We start from the raw sequence: 16,838 nt of genomic DNA, 5'->3' as shown, positions 1-16,838 counted from the left end.
CCCGCTGGTCCGGGCCCCGGTCCGGCCCGGGTGTTGCGCTCCGCGCGAAATCGTATACGATCTGTGGTGAGCGACGCAGATCACACGACGCAGACCACCCCCTGACCGCGGAGGCGCAACACACCATGGCAGACAACGCAGAGGGCACGGCGGTGCCGACCACCGGCCCCGTGGACTTCACCACCCGTGAGCACCGCCCGGGCAAGGTCATCGCACTGCACCTGAACTACCCCTCGCGCATCGCCCAGCGCGGGCGCTCGCCGCAGTTCCCCGGCTACTTCCTCAAGGCCGGCACCTCCATCGCCACCACGGGTGCCGAGATCGAACGCCCCGCCGGCACCGAGCTGCTGGCCTACGAGGGCGAGATCGCCCTGGTCATCGGCGAGGACTGCCGCCGGGTCTCCCCGGAGGAGGGCTGGTCCAAGGTCTCCGGGATCACCGCAGCGAACGACTGGGGCCTGTACGACCTGCGCCACGCGGACAAGGGCTCCAACATCAAGAACAAGTCCGGCGACGGCTACACCCCGCTGGGCCCGGGCGTCATCCCCGCCGCCGCCGTCGATCCGACCGGGCTGCGCGTGCGCACGTGGGTCAACGGCGAGCTGGTGCAGGACGACACCACCGCCGACCTCGTCTTCCCCTTCGGCCAGCTGGTGGCGGACCTGTCCCAGCTGATGACCCTGGAGGCCGGGGACGTCATCCTGACCGGCACCCCGGCCGGTTCCTCGGTCGCCCAGCCGGGTGACGTCGTCGAGGTGGAGGTGGACGCCCCCGATGCGCCCGACGCTCCCTCCACCGGACGGCTCGTCTCCCGTGTGGTGGCCGGGGAGCACCCGATGGCGCCCTACGGACACGGGCCGAAGGTCGACGACACCCAGCGGGAGGAGGCCTGGGGCTCCCGCGAGGCCGCCGGCCTGCCGCCGGTCCCGGCCGCGGAGGGCGCCACCGGGGCCGGATCGGAGGGTTTCCACTACGTGCCCTCCGCGCCCACGGCGGACCGCTCACTGCTCACCGAGGAGCTGAAGGCCACGATCAACGCCACCGCGGTGGCCACCATCACCGCCCAGTTGCGCAAGCGCGGCATCGACAACGCCACGATCGACGGCGTGCGCCCCATGCACCCCGGGCAGCGCATCCTGGGTTACGCCAAGACCCTGCGCTACGTGCCCAACCGTGAGGACCTGTTCAAGGCCTTCGGCGGCGGCTTCAACGCCCAGAAGCGGGCCATGGACACCGTGGAGCAGGACGACGTCGTCGTCATGGAGGCCCGCGGGGAGACCGGCACCGGCACCCTCGGGGACGTGCTGGCCCTGCGCGCCAAGGTGCGCGGCGCCAACGCCGTGATCACCGACGGCGGCGTGCGGGACAGCGCGGCCGTCGCCGAGGTGGACATCCCGGTCTACTCCAGCGGCGTCCACCCGGCCGTGCTCGGCCGCCGGCACGTGCCCTGGGAGGTGGGTGGCACCATCGCCTGCGGCGGCACCACCGTGCAGTCCGGGGACATCATCGTCGGCGACGACGACGGCGTGGTGGTCATCCCGCCGGCACTGCTGCACGAGGTCGTCGAGGACGCCTACGCGCAGGAGCTGCAGGACGCCTGGGTGTTCGACCGCGTGGCCGAGGGGCACCCGGTGGACGGGCTGTTCCCGCCGAACGCCGAGTGGAAGCAGCGCTACGCCGAGTACCGGGCCGCGCAGGACGCGGAGCGGTCCCGGTGAGCACCCTCCGGGGCACCGCGCCGGCGGGGGTGCCGGACACCGTGGTCCCCGCGGAGAGCCACTCCAAGGCGGACCGGGCCTACCAGGCGCTGATCGAGGGCATCCAGCAGGGCCGTTTCGCCCCGGGCAGCCGGCTCGTCCTGGCCCAGCTGGCCGAGGAGCTCGGGATGTCCGTGGTGCCGGTGCGGGAGGCGATCCGTCGTCTCCAGCACGACGACCTCGTCTCCTACGAGCGCAACGTGGGGGCGACCGTCGTCGGCGTGGACCCCGAGGAGTACAGGTACACCATGGAGACGCTGGCGCTGGTGGAGGGCTTCTCCACGGCCCAGTGCGCCCCGCTGGTCACCGCCGGGGAACTGGAGCGGGCCCGGGTCATCAACGCCCGGATGCGCGCCCTGCTGGACGACTTCGACCCGGTCGAGTTCACCGCCCTGAACAAGGAGTTCCACTCCACCCTGTTCGAGCACCACCAGAACCCGCACATCCTGGACCTCGTGCACCGCGGCTGGAACCGCCTGACCGCGTTGCGCTCGTCGACCTTCGCCCACGTGCCCGGCAGGGCACCCCAGTCCGTGGCCGAGCACGACCAGCTGCTCGACCTCATCGCCGCCGGTGCCCCGTTCCAGGACATCGAGACGGCCGCCCGGCAACACCGCGCCAACACCCTGGCGGCGTACATGGACACCATGGCGCCCGCCGACCAGCACTGAACCCACCCCAGCCGTCCGCCTGCCCCACCGAGAGGACCCCACGATGACGACCCAGGCCATCCCGAACACCGACTTCGCCCCGGCGAACCTGCCGGAGAAGATCCAGCACTACATCAACGGCAAGCACGTCGACTCGATCGACGGTGACACCTTCGACGTGCTCAACCCCGTCACCAACCAGCCCTACCTGAAGGCCGCCTCGGGCAAGGTCGCGGACGTGGACGCCGCCGTCGCCGCCGCCAAGGAGGCCTTCGAGAACGGCCCGTGGCCCACGATGCTGCCGCGCGAGCGCTCCCGCATCCTCCACAAGGTCGCGGACATCGTGGAGTCCCGCGGCCAGGACCTGGCCGAGATGGAGTGCTTCGACACCGGCCTGCCGATCAAGCAGGCCCTGGGCCAGGCCCGGCGCGCCGCCGAGAACTTCCGGTTCTTCGCGGACCTGATCGTCGCCCAGCACGACGACGCCTTCAAGGTCCCGGGCCGCCAGGCCAACTACGTCAACCGCAAGCCGATCGGCGTGGCCGGGCTCATCACCCCGTGGAACACCCCGTTCATGCTCGAGTCCTGGAAGCTGGGCCCGGCCCTGGCCACCGGCAACACCGTGGTGCTCAAGCCCGCCGAGTTCACCCCGCTGTCCGCCTCCCTGTGGCCGGGCATCTTCGAGGAGGCCGGGGTCCCGGCCGGTGTGTTCAACATCGTCCACGGCTACGGCGAGGAGGGCTTCGCCGGTGACTCCCTGGTCAAGCACCCGGACGTGCCGCTGATTTCCTTCACCGGCGAGTCCCGCACCGGGCAGATCATCTTCGGCAACGCCGCCCCCACCTCAAGGCCCTCTCCATGGAGCTGGGCGGTAAGTCCCCGGCCGTCGTCTTCGCGGACGCGGACCTGGACGCCGCCATCGACGCGACCATCTTCGGCGTCTTCTCCCTCAACGGCGAGCGCTGCACCGCCGGCTCCCGCATCCTGGTCGAGCGGAGCATCTACGACGAGTTCGTCGAGCGCTACTCCGCCCAGGCCCGGCGCGTGAAGGTCGGCCTGCCGCACGACGAGTCCACCGAGGTGGGCGCCCTGGTGCACCCGGAGCACTTCGAGAAGGTCATGTCCTACGTGGAGATCGGCAAGTCCGAGGCCCGGCTGACCGCCGGCGGCGGGCGTCCGGAGGCGTTCCCCGAAGGCAACTTCATCCAGCCCACGGTGTTCGCGGACGTGGCCCCGGACGCCCGGATCTTCCAGGAGGAGATCTTCGGCCCGGTCGTGGCCATCACCCCGTTCGACACGGACGAGGAGGCCCTGGCCCTGGCCAACAACACCAAGTACGGGCTGGCCGCCTACATCTGGACCAACGACCTCAAGCGCGCCCATAACTTCGCCCAGGACGTGGAGGCCGGGATGGTGTGGCTGAACTCGAACAACGTCCGCGACCTGCGCACCCCCTTCGGCGGCGTCAAGGCCTCCGGGCTGGGCCACGAGGGGGGCTACCGGTCCATCGACTTCTACACGGACCAGCAGGCCGTGCACATCAACCTCGGTGAGGTCCACAACCCCGTCTTCGGGCGTCAGGAAGAGGCCGCCGAGGACCTCCAGGCCTGACCGCCCCCACCTCCCCCTTCCAGCATTCCCTTCCAGAGCAAGGACCAGTCATGACCCACCTCGACGACCGGACGATGACGTCCTCGGGCTTCTACGTCTCCCAGGAGGCCCCCATCCACTCCGACAACCCGATCCCCACCCCGAAGGCCCCGGCGCCGGACATCCTGCGCTGCGCCTACATGGAGCTGGTGGTCACCGACCTGGCCAAGTCCCGTGAGTTCTACGTGGACGTGCTCGGGCTGACCGTGACCGAGGAGGACGAGGAGACCATCTACCTGCGCTCCCTCGAGGAGTTCATCCACCACAACCTGGTGCTGCGCAAGGGCCCGGTGGCCGCCGTGGCCGCCTTCTCCTACCGGGTGCGCAGCCCCGAGGAGCTGGACAAGGCCGTGGCGTTCTACGAGGAGCTCGGCTGCCGCGTGGAGCGCCGCCCGGAGGGCTTCACCAAGGGCATCGGCGACTCGGTGCGCGTGGAGGACCCGCTGGGTTTCCCGTACGAGTTCTTCTACGACGTCGAGCACGTCGAGCGCCTGGCCTGGCGCTACGACCTCTACACCCCGGGGGCGCTGGTGCGCCTGGACCACTTCAACCAGGTCACCCCGGACGTGCCGCGCGCCACGAAGTTCATGCAGGACCTGGGCTTCCGCGTCACCGAGGACATCCAGGACGAGGCCGGCACCGTGTACGCGGCCTGGATGCGGCGCAAGCCCACCGTCCACGACACCGCCATGACCGGCGGCGACGGCCCGCGCATGCACCACGTGGCGTTCTCCACTCATGAGAAGCACAACATCCTGGCGATCTGCGACAAGATGGGCGCCCTGCGCATCTCCGACCGGATCGAGCGCGGCCCCGGCCGCCACGGCGTCTCCAACGCCTTCTACCTCTACATCCTGGACCCGGACGGCCACCGGATCGAGATCTACACCCAGGACTACTACACCGGCGACCCGGACAACCCGGTCGTCACCTGGGACGTGCACGACAACCAGCGCCGCGACTTCTGGGGCAACCCGGTCGTCCCGTCCTGGTACACCAACGCCTCCCTGGTGCTCGACCTGGACGGGAACCCGAAGGAGGTCGTGGCCCGCACCGACGACTCCGAGATGGACGTGACCATCGGCGCCGACGGGTTCTCCTACACCCGTGAGGGCGACGAGTCCGGCACCTGGAAGGGTGAGGCCGCCAAGGGCTTCAAGCTCGGCAACCAGCTCTGACCCGTCGTCTCCCGACGCCGGCCGGCACCTCACGTCGTGGGGGACCGGCCGGCGTCGTGGTCTGGGCCCGTTACCTCCTTCGGGAGGTAACGGGCGGTCCTTTCGGCTCATAGTGTGGCGCGCATCACATTGATCGTCCGCACTGAGGAGAGGCCATGACCCTGATGAGCCATGACCGGCAGCAGCCGTTGACCGAGGCCGCCGCGCCCGCCAAGAAGCCGCCGATGGGCCGCGTCGCCGTCGCCACCACGGTGGGCACCACCATCGAGTACTACGACTTCTTCATCTACGGCACCGCGGCGGCGCTGGTGTTCCCCACCCTCTTCTTCGGCACCCTGGGCGAGGCCGGTGGCCTGGTGGCCTCCTTCGCCACCTTCGCGGTCGCCTTCTTCGCGCGGCCCGTGGGTGCGGTCATCTTCGGACACTTCGGAGACCGGATCGGCCGCAAGAAGGCCCTCGTGGCCACCCTGCTGATCATGGGCGTGGCCACCGTGCTGATCGGCCTGCTGCCGACGCCGGCGAGCCTCGGGGCCTTCGCGGTCGTCGCCCCCATCCTGCTGGTGACCCTGCGCTTCCTGCAGGGGTTCGCCGTGGGCGGTGAGTGGGCCGGGGCCGCGTTGATGGCCGCCGAGTACGCCCCGCCGAAGCTGCGCGGCTACTTCGCCTCCCTGCCGATGCTCGGCCCGGCGATCGCGTTCGGCCTGGCCAGTGGCACCTTCCTCGTCACCAACATCACCCTCGGGGACTCCTCCGGGGCGTTCATGGAGATCGGCTGGCGCGTGCCGTTCGTCCTCAGCGCCGCCCTGGTGATCGTCGGCCTGTGGATCCGCCTGAGCATCGAGGAGACCCCGGTGTTCCTGGCGGCCAAGGCCAAGGCCGTCGCGGAGGCCAGGGCCCGGGCGGAGGACGTGCGGGCCGGTGGGCCGGCCGGGGCGTCGGCGTCCCCCCGCACCCTGCCGATCTGGGAGTCCGTGCGCCGGCAGTGGAAGGAGATGCTGCTGGGCGGGCTGGCCTTCAGCTCCCTGTTCGCCTTCTTCTACATCGGGACCTCGTTCCTCACCAGCTACGGCACGACCGTGCTGCAGCTGGAGCGCAACGAGGTGCTGACCACCGGCGTCATCACCTCCGTGTTCTTCGCGATCGCCACCGTGGGCTCGGGAATCCTCTCCGACCGCATCGGGCGCCGGGGCACCCTGCTGCTGGCCGGCGTGGTCGGCCTGGTCTGGTCCTTCGTGATGTTCCCGGTGCTGAACACGGGGATGACCGAGGAGGGGGGCAGCTTCCTGTTCTTCACCCTCGGCGTGATCGGGACGCTCGTCGTGGCCGGGCTGAGCTTCGGCGCCGCCGGGTCCTTCCTGCCCGAGCTGTTCCAGACCGAGTACCGCTACACCGGTGCCGGGCTGGCCTACAGCCTGGCGGGGATCTTCGGCGGGGCCCTGCCGCCGCTGGCCGCGGCCACCCTGATGGCGACCTTCGGCGGCGGGGCCGTGGGCCTGATGCTCTCGGGCATCGCGGTGATCAGCGTGGTGGTCCTGGCCATGCTGCGCGAGACCAAGGGATCCGACCTCGGCGCCCAGGAGGCGACCGCGGAGCCGGTGAACGCCGCCTGATCCGCGTCGACCCCAGGAAGCCACGGCCCGGCAGCGCGGGCCGTGGCTTCCTTGTTTGCTAAAGTGTTGTGGATCACACACGAGGGGAGAGCCGCCTGTGTTGAGCCCGTCCGTCGAACTGCTGCGCCCTGATGACCGGGAGCTCATCCGGGCGTGGCTGCGCAAGGTGCGCCAGGAGACGCTCACGGACGTGTGCTTCGGTGGGATCGTGCACGACGGCCGCCTGGAGATCTCCGAGCTGCGGGGCGCCAGGACCAGGGTCCTGGCCGGGCAGCAGGTGCCCGTGGGCCAGGGGCTGGGCGGCGAGGCGATGGCCCGGGACCGGCCGCTGACCGTCGAGGACTACGTCACCGCGCCGTCCATCACGCACCAGTTCGACGAGGTGGTCAGTGCCGAGGGGCTCTCCTCCATGGCGGCCATCCCCGTGGTGGTGGGCCAGCGGCCGCGCGCCGTGCTGTACGCCGCCACGCGGCAGGCGGGCACCGTGGGGGACCGGGTGATCCACGGCATGGTGTCCACCGGCCGCGCGATCGCCCAGGAGCTGCGCGTGCGCGACGAGGTCGACCGTCGGGTGTCCATGATCGGCCTGGCCGACAGTGCCGGTGCCGGTGACGCCCGGGACCTCGAGGAGGCCGTGCGCACCGCGCACTCCGAGCTCATCGCGATCGCCCACTCCAGCCACGACCCCACCCTGGTCGCCGCCGTGCGCGCGGTGGCGGAGCGCCTCGAGCGCCGGGGGACGGTGCCGGCCGAGGTGCCCGCGCTGACCCGACGGGAGATGGACGTGATGTCGCAGGTGGCCCTCGGTTGCAGCTACGCCGAGATCGGGGAGCGCCTCTCCCTCAGCCCGGTGACCGTCAAGAGCTACATGCGCTCGGTGATGATGAAGCTGCACTGCAACAACCGGGTCGAGGCGGTCGCCACCGCCCGGCGGTTGCGCATCCTGCCCTGAGCCTGCCGGCACCGCCCCCGCCTCGTCCCAACAGGGGCCGCGACATGTGACGCAGGTCGCGCCGTTATCGTATACGATCGAGGCACAACGCCCACCCCGTGGCGGCATGCCACGGGCCCCCCTGGGAGGAGCCAGCTTGCTCGACCATGAGACCCACGTGAAGATCGCCGACGAACTGCACCGGGCCGGCATCGACCGCCAGCCCGTCCCGTTGCTCACCGCGCGCTACCCCGAGATGCAGATCGAGGACTCGTACGCCGTCCAGCGCATCTGGGCCGAGCGACAGGTCGAGGCCGGCCGCACCAAGGTCGGCCACAAGATCGGCCTGACCTCCAAGGCCATGCAGGAGGCCACCGGCATCGACGAGCCGGACTACGGGGTGATCTTCGACGACCAGGTGGTCGAGTCCGGCCACGTGTACGAGTGGGCCAGGTACACCCACCCGCGCATCGAGATGGAGCTGGCCTTCGTGCTCAAGGACGAGCTGCGCGGCCCCGGGCTGAACCTGATGGACGTGCTGCGCGCCACCGAGTACGTGGTGCCCGCCCTGGAGGTGCTGGACTCCCGCATCGAGATGAAGGGCCGCACCATCACGGACACCATCTCGGACAACGCCGCCCTGGGCTCCATGGTGCTCGGCGGGCGCCCGGTCGGCGTCGGGGACGTGGACCTGCGCTGGGTCGCCGGCATCCTGTCACGCAACGAGGAGATCATCGAGACCGGCGTGGCCGCCGGCGTGCTGAACCACCCGGCCAACGGGGTGCACTGGCTGGCCAACCGGATCGCCGGGCACGGGGACGTGCTCGAGGCCGGGGAGATCATCCTGGCCGGGTCCTTCACCCGGCCCATGTGGGTCTACGCCGGGGACACCGTGTACGCAGACTACGGACCGTTGGGAACGGTGACATGCCGATTCGCGTGACCACTGAACCGAGCCTGGGGGACCTGTTCACCGCCGAGGCCGTCCGGGACCGCGGTGGGCGCCCCGTGGCCGGGATGTTCCTGTCCTCCGGGGACCCCACCGCCGCCGAGATCTGCGCGGGTGCCGGGCTGGACTACCTCCTCATCGACGCCGAGCACGCCCCGCTGTCCCTGGAGTCCATCCAGTCCCAGCTGCGGGTGATCGCCGGCACGGGCACGCTCGCGCTCGTGCGGGTCCCCGCCCTGGACGAGGTGGTCATCAAGCAGGTCCTGGACCTGGGCGCCCAGAACGTGCTGGTGCCCATGGTCCACACGGTCCAGGACGCGCAGGCGGCCGTGCGGGCCATGCACTACCCGCCGCGCGGGGTGCGCGGGGTCGGTTCGGCCCTGGCCCGGTCCGGCCGGTGGAACCGGACCGTCGGGTACCTCCAGGACGCCGGGGCGCAGGTGACCCTCCTCGTCCAGGTCGAGTCGGCCACCGCCGTGGAGAACGCGGCGCAGATCGCCGCCGTGGACGGCGTCGACGGGGTCTTCATCGGCCCCTCCGACCTGTCCGCCACCATGGGACTGATCGGGCAGCAGGCGCATCCCGACGTCGTGGCGGCCGTCAAGACGGTCATCGCCGAGGTCAAGGCCGCGGGGAAGATCGTGGGCGTCAACGCCTTCGTCGAGGCCCACGCCCGGGACTACGTGGAGGCCGGGGCCGACTTCGTGAACGTCGGCGCCGACGTCGCGCTCCTGGCCCGCGGCTCCGAGGCCCTCGCGGACACGTGGTGCCCGGACCCGGGCCAGGGGCCCGGTCCGGGCGGCGCTGCGTCCGGGCCGACGGCCTCGACGCCGCGCGGATCCTACTGACAGGCCCTCATCGGCCCGCCCGGCCCGCCCGGTACCCCGGGCGGGCCGGTTGCCGTGCGCCGTGCAGGCGGGCCGTCTGGCGGGCTCCCCTCACCGCGGCCGCGGTGGCCGTAGGGCTCAGTGGCCGGTGGCCAGGCGTTGTCCGAGCCGGCCGGCGACCCGCTCCGCGCTGAGCGCGAGCTTCCTGCCCAGGGCCTCGACGTCCAGCTGGCGGGTCGCGTACACCACCGCGACGGCGGCCGGCGGGTGCCCGTCCACGCGCAGGGGGACGGCGACGGAGGAGACGCCGTCCAGCACCTCGTCGTTGCTGACGGCATAACCGCGCTGCCGGGCCTGCTCCACCTCCGGGCGCGGGGGCAGGCCCCCGGTCAGTTCGGCGAGCTCCTCGGGCCCCATGCCCGCCTGCACGGCCAGGCCCGGGGCTCCCCGGTCGAGGGGATGGCGGGTGCCGGGACGCTGGGTGACGGCGTGACCGTGGGAGGGCTCCACCGTCACCAGGGTGATGCACTCGCCCTGTCCCCAGACCGCCACGAAGGCGCTCATCTGCAGTTCGTTGGCCAGGGTCGTCAACTCCGGCAGCGCGGCGGACTGCAGGTCCTGTTGCACCCCGCGCGCCAGGACGGCGAGCCCCGGTGCGCCGATCAGCCGTCCGGCGGCATCCCGCGTGATCAGGCCGTGGTCCTCCAGCGTGCGCAGGATCCGGTAGGCGATCGAGCGGTGGACGCCGAGCTGGGCGGAGACCTCGGCGATCGTGGGCGGTTCTGGGGCGGAGACCACCAGTTCCAGCATGTGCAGCCCACGGGACAGGGTCTGGGAGTGCGGGGCGCCGCCGGACGCGTCCGCGCCCTTCCTCGGGCGCGTCGCGGACGGGGTGTCGGAGGATCCGTGGGCAGGTGCGGTCACCGGTGGCCCTTTCATGGTGAGTCCTGAGGAGCAGGTCACGCCGCCTTGTGAGGGGTGTCACCTACCGTATATGATCTCGCATAGTTGTTCGCTATAAGAACTGTATGTTCGATTATAGAACACCCCTTCTCTCCCCGCATTCACGACCGCAGGAGTCACCATGCTGTTCCACCACCACGGATACGTCTCCACCGATCCGCGCGTGCAGCCCGCCGCCGGCGTGGGCATCGAGCGCTCACCCGAACTGCCCGAGACCATGGACGTCCTCGTGGTCGGTTCCGGCCCGGCCGGCATGACCGCCACGGCCCAGCTCGCCAGCTTCCCCGAGGTCATGACCTGCCTCATCGACCGCCGCCCCAACCGCCTGGAGATCGGCCAGGCGGACGGCATCCAGGCCCGCAGCGTCGAGACCTTCCAGGCCTTCGGCTTCGCCGAGGAGATCATCGCCGAGGCCTACGACCTCACCGAGATGAACTTCTGGAAGCCGGATCCCGAGAACCCGGACCACATCATCCGGACCGCGCGCACCGTCGACGACCCCACCGGCGTGAGCGAATTCCCGCACCTGATCGTCAACCAGGCCCGCGTGCTGGACTACTTCGCCCGGTTCGCGAAGAACGCGCCCTCGCGCACGGAGCCCTACTGGGGCTGGGAGTACGTGAAGCTGGAGATGGGCGAGGGCGAGTACCCGGTCACCGTCACCCTGCGGCGGACCGGCGAGAGCGCAGAGGCCGGGGTGAACCCGGGACAGGAGCGCGTGGTGCGCGCCAAGTACGTGGTCGGCGGCGACGGTGCACGCTCCGGAGTCCGCCGGGACATCGGCGCCCAGCACGTGGGCGCGGTGTCCTACCACGCCTGGGGCGTGATGGACGTGCTCGCCGAGACGGACTTCCCGGACATCCGCACCAAGTGCGCCATCCAGTCCAGGCACGGCTCCATCCTGCTCATCCCCCGCGAGGGCGGCTTCCTGTTCCGGATGTACGTGGACCTGGGCGAGGTGAGCCAGGACGACGCCCGCGCGGTTCGCAAGACGCCGTTGGACGAGATCATCCGGCAGGCCAACGAGATCGTCACCCCGTACGCGGTGGACGTGAAGGACGTGGCCTGGTGGAGCGTCTACGAGGTCGGGCACCGGGTGACCGACCGCTTCGACGACGTCCCCGTCGAGGAGGCCGGGCAGCGCGATCCGCGCGTGTTCATCGCCGGTGACGCCTGCCACACGCACTCGGCCAAGGCCGGCCAGGGCATGAACGTGTCCATCCAGGACGCGTTCAACCTCGGCTGGAAGCTGGGCCACGTGCTCACCGGGCTGGCCCCGGCCTCGCTGTTGTCCACGTACACCGCCGAGCGCCAGCAGATCGCCCAGGACCTCATCGACTTCGACCGCGAGTGGTCCTCCATGATGGCGGCCAAGCCGGAGGAGCTGGAGAGCGCCACCGCGCTGGAGGACTTCTACGTCAAGACCGCGGAGTTCCCGGCCGGGTTCATGACCGAGTACCCGGCGGGGCGGCTCCGGGGCGATGCCACGCACCAGGACCTGGCCACCGGGTTCCCCCTCGGCAAGCGCTTCAAGGCCCACCCGGTCAAGCGCGTCTGCGACACCAACCCGAAGTACCTGGGCCACCAGCACGTGGCCGACGGCCGCTGGCGGATCTACGCGTTCGCGGATTCCGCCGTCTCCTCGGCGCAGGACTCGGCGCTGCGGGCCTGGGCCGAGTGGCTCGACTCCGCCGAGTCCCCGGTACACCGGTTCACCCCCGTGGGCAAGGACCTCGACGCGCTGTTCGACGTCAACGTCGTCTACCAGCAGCCGCACGAGGAGGTCGAGCTGATGCAGACGCCGGCCGTGTTCCGCCCGAAGGTCGGCGCGTTCCAGATCTCCAACCTCAACAAGGTCTGGGGCACGGATCCGGAGGATGACATCTTCGAGGCCCGCGGCCTGAGCCGCGACGGCGTCGTCGTGGTCGTCCGCCCGGACCAGTACGTCGCCCAGGTGCTCCCGCTGTCCGCCACGGACGAGCTGACGGCGTTCTTCGAGGGCATCTACGGCGCCTGACCGCCCCTCAGCGCCGTGCGGGAGGAGACGACCGGTCGTCACCGCCCGCACGGCGCCGGTCGTCCTCGCCCGCGCGGCGCCGGTCGTCCTCGCCCGCGCGGCGCGGCAGGCCCCTACCGGGCGAAGCGCGTGAGCCGCAGCGAGTTCGCCACCACCAGCACGGAGCTGGCGGCCATCGCCGCACCGGCGACCATCGGGTTGAGCAGCCCGAACGCCGCCACCGGGATGCCCAGGGTGTTGTAGGCGAATGCCCAGAACAGGTTCGACTTGATGATGCCGAGGGTCCTGCGGCTGAGCTGGACCGACTGCACCACCTGGTGCAGGGACGAGCCCATCACGGTGATGTCCGCCGCCTCCCGGGCCACGTCTGTGCCGGACCCCATGGCGATCCCCAGGTCGGCCTGCGCCAGGGCGGGGGCGTCGTTGACGCCGTCGCCGACCATGGCGACCACCCGGCCGGCCTCCTGCAACTGCCTCACCCGGGCGACCTTGTCCTCGGGGCGCACCCCGGCGAACACGTCCCGGGCCGGGATCCCGACGGCGGTCGCCACCCGGGCGGCGACCTGCGCGTTGTCCCCGGTCAGCAGGATCGGCCGCAGCCCCAGCTCCGTGAGCTCCGCGATGGCCTGCTCCGAGGACGCCTTGAGGGTGTCCTGCAGCGAGACGATCCCGGCGACGCGACCGTCGACGACCACCCAGATCGCGGTGGCACCGGCGCCCTCGGCCGCGTCGAGGGCCGCGGTCTCCGCCTCGGTGAGCGTGCCGGAGTCCAGCAGGGTGCCGATGTACCCGGACCGGCCCGCCGCGACGGTGCGCGGCTGCGCACGGCCGGGCTGCGCGGTGTCACCCCCGGTGGCACCGGTGGCGGTGACGGTGCCCGGGGCGGCCGGTGAGCCGACGTCGTGCACGAGGCCGCGCACCCCGCCGCCGGCGGAGGAGGCGAAGCCGGTCACCTTGGGGATGCCGCCGGCCTCGCGGGCGGCGTCCATGATGGCCCGGGCGATCGGGTGCTCGGAGTGCGACTCCACCGCGCCGGCCAGCCGCAGCACGGTGTCCGCGTCGAAGTCGTTCAGGGGGGTGACGCCGGTGACGGCGAGGGTGCCCTCGGTGACCGTGCCGGTCTTGTCCAGCACGATCGTGTCCACGGTGCGGGTGTCCTCGAGGACCTGGGGGCCGCGGATGAGGATGCCCAGTTGCGAGGCGCGTCCCGTGCCGGCCAGCAGCCCCACCGGGGTGGCCAGACCGAGGGCGCAGGGGCAGGCGATCACCAGCACGGCGACGGCGGCGCGGAAGGCGGAGTGCGGGTCACCGGACAGGGCCAGCCACGCCAGGAACGTCACCACGGCGATGACGAGCACGATCGGCACGAACACCGCGGAGATGCGGTCGGCCAGCCGGGCGATCGGCGCCTTGCCGGTCTGGGCCTCGGACACCAGGCGGCCCATCTGGGCCAGGGTGGTGTCGCTGCCCACGCGGGTGGCCCGCACCAGCAGGCGGCCGGAGGTGTTGACGGTGGCACCCGTGACGGTGTCCTGCGGGCCGACCTCCTCGGGGACGGACTCACCGGTGATCAGGGAGGTGTCCACGGCGGAGTGGCCGTTGACCACGAAGCCGTCCGTGGCGACCTTCTCGCCCGGACGCACCACGAACTCGTCGCCGGGCACCAGCGCGGCCGCGGGCACGGTGGTCTCCACGCCGTCCCGCAGCACGGTGGCGGTCTTGGCGCCCAGGTCCAGCAGGGACCTCAGGGCCTCGCCCGCCTGGCGCTTGGCCCGGGCCTCGAGCCAGCGGCCCAGCAACAGGAAGGTGGTCACCACGCCGGCGGTCTCGAAGTAGAGCTGGTGGTCCGCCATGGAGGCCATGCCCGCCATGCCGGCGTGTTCCGTCCCCGCCAGCGCCGTCATGCCCGGGTCCAGGAGCAGTTCGACCGTGGAGAAGGCCCAGGCGGCGAGCACGCCGATCGAGACCAGGGTGTCCATGGTGGAGGAACCGTGGCGGGCGGCCTTGAACGCGGCGGCGTGGAACGGCCAGGCGGACCAGAAGGTCACGGGGGTGGCCAGGGCGAGGGCGACCCAGCCCCAGTGCGGGAACTGCAGGGCGGGGACCATGGAGATCAGGAACAGGGGCACCGTGAGGACTGCCGCCCCGATCAGCCGGGGCCGGATCGCCTCGCCGGAGGGCCCGTGGTCCATGTGGTCCCCGTGTTCGGCGTGATCCGGGCGCTCACCCTGCTCGGGCCCCTCGGCCCCGCGCCGGATGTCCTCGCGCCGGACGACCCCGCGCTGGATGTCCTCGCGCCGGACGTCCCCGCCCGCGTGCTCCGCCGGACGGTCGCCCCGGACGCCGGCGGGACGGCGGACGGTAGCCGAGTACCCGGCGCGGTCCACGGCGGCGACGAGCTCCGCGTCGGTGACGGAGGCCGGCGCGGTGACGGCGGCCGTCTCCAGGGGGAGGTTGACCGAGGCGCTCACGCCCTCCAGCTTGCCCAGCTTCCGTTCGACGCGCTGGACGCAGGAGGCACAGGACATCCCGCTGATGTCCAGGTCCACCCTGCGGGTCCCGGTGGCCCGGTCCGGGGCGGTCGCGGCGTGGTCAGCGCTCATCTCAGGCCGACTCCAGACCGGGGGTGGCCACGGCGTACCCGGCCTCCTCGACGGCGGCCTGCAGGTCCTCCGGCGCCGGCGGCCGTCCCTCGCTGGTCACGGTCGCCACGGAGGTACCCCCGGCCACCAGGTCCACCTCGACGCCCGTCACCCCGGGCAGCACGGAAAGTTCCTCGGTGACGCCCCGGACGCAGTGGCCGCAGGTCATGCCGGTGATCTTGATGTCGGTGGTGGTCATGGGAGTCCTCCTGGAGGTCGGAATGATGTCGGTCGTGGTCAGCGGACGAGCCGGGCGATCGCCGCGGTGGCCTCGGCGATCTTCTCCTGCACGAGGGTGTCGTCCCCGGTGTCCCGGGACTGGCGCGCCGCCTCGGCGACGCAGTGCCCGAGATGGTCTTCCAGCAGGCCCAGGCTCACGGCGTGCAGGGCCTTGGTCGCGGCGGCCACCTGGGTCAGCACGTCGATGCAGTACTGGTCCTCGTCCACCATGCGGCTGATGCCGCGGACCTGTCCCTCGACCCGGCGCAGGCGCTTCAGGTACTCGTCCTTGCGCGGGCTGTATCCGTGGCCCGGGGTGCCGTCGGCCTCGTCGGCCGGCCGGACGTCCCGGCCCGCCGTGGGGACGACGGGGCCGGCAGTGAGGTTCGCTTCGCTGCTCATGCCCCGACCATATACCCCCTAGGGGTATCGGGGCAAGTACCCCTAGGGGGTGTATGCCCGGGGGTCCCGGCGGGGGCGCGCCCCCCGGGGCCGCCGGGGCGCTCACGAGTGGACGTGGCCCTCCCCCTCCCGGTGCCCGGGCGGTTCCAGCTGGAAGGTGCTGTGCTCCACGGGCAGGGGGAAGTGCTCCGTGACGCAGTCCTGCAGGTCCTGCAGGATCTGGGTGGCATGGCCGTCGTCGAAGCAGCCGCGCTCCACCACCACGTGGGCGGTCAGGACGGGCGTGCCCGTGTCGATCCGGGACACGTGCAGGTCGTGGACCTCCAGGACGTGGGGCATGCTGAGCAGGTGCCGCCGGATGTCCGTCAGGTCCAGCTCGGCGGGCACCGACTCCAGCAGCACGCTGCCGGCCTCGCGCATGATCACCACCGCCCGGGGGATGATGAGCAGGCTGATGAGCATGCCGGCCACGGCGTCGGCGCGCATCCAGCCGGTGGTGGCCACCACGACCGCGCTCACGATGACCGCCACCGAGCCCAGGGCGTCGTTGACCACCTCCAGGAACGCCGCCCGCAGGTTCAGGGAGTGTTTCCTGCCGCCGGCGAGGACCGCCAGGGAGGCGACGTTCCCCAGCAGTCCCAGCGCGCCGAAGAGCAACAGGCCCTCGGCGTGGATCTCGGGCGGGTCCGCCAGCCGGAACGCGCCGTTGACCAGGGCGAACGCTCCCACCAGGAGCAGGATGGTGGCCTGGGCGCCGGCGGCCAGCACCTCCAGCCGGAGCAGGCCCCAGGTGCGGCGGCGTGAGGGCGGCCTGAGCACCAGCTGGGCCGCGACCAGCGCCACGAGCAGGCCGCCGGCGTCCGTGAGCATGTGCCCGGCGTCGACCAGCAGGGCCAGGCTGTCGGTCAGCACCGCGCCGACCACCTCGACGACGAGGATCGCGGAGGTGATGCCGAAGGCGGTCGCGAGTCGCCCGCGTGCCGCGGTGGTACCGTGCCGATGGCCGGGGGCGACTCGGTCAACCGTCATGCGGCGATCATAGG

The 16,838-nt window shown here is 71.6% G+C and carries 13 protein-coding genes and 1 pseudogene; 9 read left to right on the top strand and 5 right to left on the bottom strand.

The annotated features are described in order from the left end of the window. The first annotated feature begins 125 nt into the window (after window positions 1–125). The 8 genes and pseudogenes from CITRI_RS0106895 (at window position 126) to CITRI_RS0106860 (ending at window position 9,573) form a co-directional block, all read left to right on the top strand. On the top strand, window positions 126–1,718 hold the full coding sequence (locus CITRI_RS0106895) for a fumarylacetoacetate hydrolase family protein (protein ID WP_010143954.1): 1,593 nt from the start codon (window positions 126–128) through the stop codon (window positions 1,716–1,718). After that, window positions 1,715–2,428, top strand: a complete 714-nt coding sequence (locus tag CITRI_RS0106890) for a GntR family transcriptional regulator (protein WP_010143953.1) — start codon at window positions 1,715–1,717, stop codon at window positions 2,426–2,428. Before CITRI_RS0106895 ends, CITRI_RS0106890 begins: the two co-directional genes overlap by 4 nt. Before the next feature lie 43 nt (window positions 2,429–2,471). Then, window positions 2,472–4,018 (top strand): annotated as a pseudogene (gene hpaE / locus CITRI_RS16710) (5-carboxymethyl-2-hydroxymuconate semialdehyde dehydrogenase). Between the two features lie 50 nt (window positions 4,019–4,068). Further along, window positions 4,069–5,235, top strand: coding sequence for a 3,4-dihydroxyphenylacetate 2,3-dioxygenase (gene hpaD / locus CITRI_RS0106880; protein ID WP_010143950.1), 1,167 nt, complete (start codon window positions 4,069–4,071; stop codon window positions 5,233–5,235). Between the two features lie 155 nt (window positions 5,236–5,390). Further along, window positions 5,391–6,845: an MFS transporter gene (locus CITRI_RS0106875; protein WP_010143949.1), complete on the top strand. Its 1,455-nt coding sequence runs from the start codon at window positions 5,391–5,393 to the stop codon at window positions 6,843–6,845. A 100-nt stretch (window positions 6,846–6,945) separates the two neighbouring features. After that, complete coding sequence (locus tag CITRI_RS0106870) at window positions 6,946–7,797, top strand: LuxR C-terminal-related transcriptional regulator (RefSeq protein ID WP_157998909.1); 852 nt, start codon at window positions 6,946–6,948, stop codon at window positions 7,795–7,797. Window positions 7,798–7,933: 136 nt separating this feature from the next. Next, window positions 7,934–8,719 carry a 2-keto-4-pentenoate hydratase gene (locus CITRI_RS0106865; RefSeq protein ID WP_010143947.1) on the top strand — a complete coding sequence of 262 codons (786 nt, stop codon included), beginning with the start codon at window positions 7,934–7,936 and terminating at the stop codon, window positions 8,717–8,719. Further along, window positions 8,704–9,573, top strand: a complete 870-nt coding sequence (locus CITRI_RS0106860) for an HpcH/HpaI aldolase/citrate lyase family protein (protein ID WP_010143946.1) — start codon at window positions 8,704–8,706, stop codon at window positions 9,571–9,573. The genes CITRI_RS0106865 and CITRI_RS0106860 overlap by 16 nt, the downstream gene beginning before the upstream one ends. A gap of 117 nt (window positions 9,574–9,690) precedes the next feature. Here CITRI_RS0106860 and CITRI_RS0106855 read toward each other — a convergent pair whose 3' ends face one another. Then, window positions 9,691–10,476: a helix-turn-helix domain-containing protein gene (locus CITRI_RS0106855; protein ID WP_010143945.1), complete on the bottom strand. Its 786-nt coding sequence runs from the start codon at window positions 10,474–10,476 to the stop codon at window positions 9,691–9,693. Between the two features lie 160 nt (window positions 10,477–10,636). On the opposite strand from CITRI_RS0106855, the gene CITRI_RS0106850 reads away from it, so the two are divergent. Beyond that, complete coding sequence (locus CITRI_RS0106850) at window positions 10,637–12,532, top strand: FAD-dependent monooxygenase (protein WP_010143944.1); 1,896 nt, start codon at window positions 10,637–10,639, stop codon at window positions 12,530–12,532. Between the two features lie 113 nt (window positions 12,533–12,645). On the opposite strand, the gene CITRI_RS0106845 is transcribed toward CITRI_RS0106850, so the two are convergent. The 4 genes from CITRI_RS0106845 to CITRI_RS0106830 all read right to left on the bottom strand — a co-directional run bounded on the left by CITRI_RS0106845 (window position 12,646) and on the right by CITRI_RS0106830 (window position 16,824). Next, window positions 12,646–15,135, bottom strand: coding sequence for a cation-translocating P-type ATPase (locus tag CITRI_RS0106845; protein WP_010143942.1), 2,490 nt, complete (start codon window positions 15,133–15,135; stop codon window positions 12,646–12,648). Between the two features lies 1 nt (window position 15,136). After that, window positions 15,137–15,373, bottom strand: coding sequence for a heavy-metal-associated domain-containing protein (locus CITRI_RS0106840; RefSeq protein WP_010143941.1), 237 nt, complete (start codon window positions 15,371–15,373; stop codon window positions 15,137–15,139). A 38-nt stretch (window positions 15,374–15,411) separates the two neighbouring features. Continuing rightward, window positions 15,412–15,795 (bottom strand): metal-sensitive transcriptional regulator, encoded by a 384-nt coding sequence (locus CITRI_RS0106835; protein WP_010143940.1) that lies wholly within the window; start codon window positions 15,793–15,795, stop codon window positions 15,412–15,414. A gap of 102 nt (window positions 15,796–15,897) precedes the next feature. Further along, window positions 15,898–16,824, bottom strand: a complete 927-nt coding sequence (locus tag CITRI_RS0106830) for a cation diffusion facilitator family transporter (RefSeq protein WP_010143939.1) — start codon at window positions 16,822–16,824, stop codon at window positions 15,898–15,900. Between the last annotated feature and the right edge of the window lie 14 nt (window positions 16,825–16,838).

The sequence above is a fragment of the Citricoccus sp. CH26A genome, assembly GCF_000224415.1.
Classification (GTDB): Bacteria; Actinomycetota; Actinomycetes; order Actinomycetales; family Micrococcaceae; genus Citricoccus.
The sequence above is the reverse complement of the archived record's forward strand: the minus strand, read 5'-3'. Positions and strand labels throughout refer to the sequence as shown.

What these genes read in the sequence shown, in the direction of transcription:
- CITRI_RS0106845 (WP_010143942.1), bottom strand. Translation starts at nt 15,135, where the DNA reads ATGAGCGCTGACCACGCCGCGACCGCCCCGGACCGGGCCACCGGGACC.
- CITRI_RS0106860 (WP_010143946.1), top strand. Translation starts at nt 8,704, where the DNA reads ATGCCGATTCGCGTGACCACTGAACCGAGCCTGGGGGACCTGTTCACC.
- CITRI_RS0106840 (WP_010143941.1), bottom strand. Translation starts at nt 15,373, where the DNA reads ATGACCACCACCGACATCAAGATCACCGGCATGACCTGCGGCCACTGC.
- hpaD (WP_010143950.1), top strand. Translation starts at nt 4,069, where the DNA reads ATGACCCACCTCGACGACCGGACGATGACGTCCTCGGGCTTCTACGTC.
- CITRI_RS0106850 (WP_010143944.1), top strand. Translation starts at nt 10,637, where the DNA reads ATGCTGTTCCACCACCACGGATACGTCTCCACCGATCCGCGCGTGCAG.
- CITRI_RS0106835 (WP_010143940.1), bottom strand. Translation starts at nt 15,795, where the DNA reads ATGAGCAGCGAAGCGAACCTCACTGCCGGCCCCGTCGTCCCCACGGCG.
- CITRI_RS0106830 (WP_010143939.1), bottom strand. Translation starts at nt 16,824, where the DNA reads ATGACGGTTGACCGAGTCGCCCCCGGCCATCGGCACGGTACCACCGCG.
- CITRI_RS0106895 (WP_010143954.1), top strand. Translation starts at nt 126, where the DNA reads ATGGCAGACAACGCAGAGGGCACGGCGGTGCCGACCACCGGCCCCGTG.
- CITRI_RS0106875 (WP_010143949.1), top strand. Translation starts at nt 5,391, where the DNA reads ATGACCCTGATGAGCCATGACCGGCAGCAGCCGTTGACCGAGGCCGCC.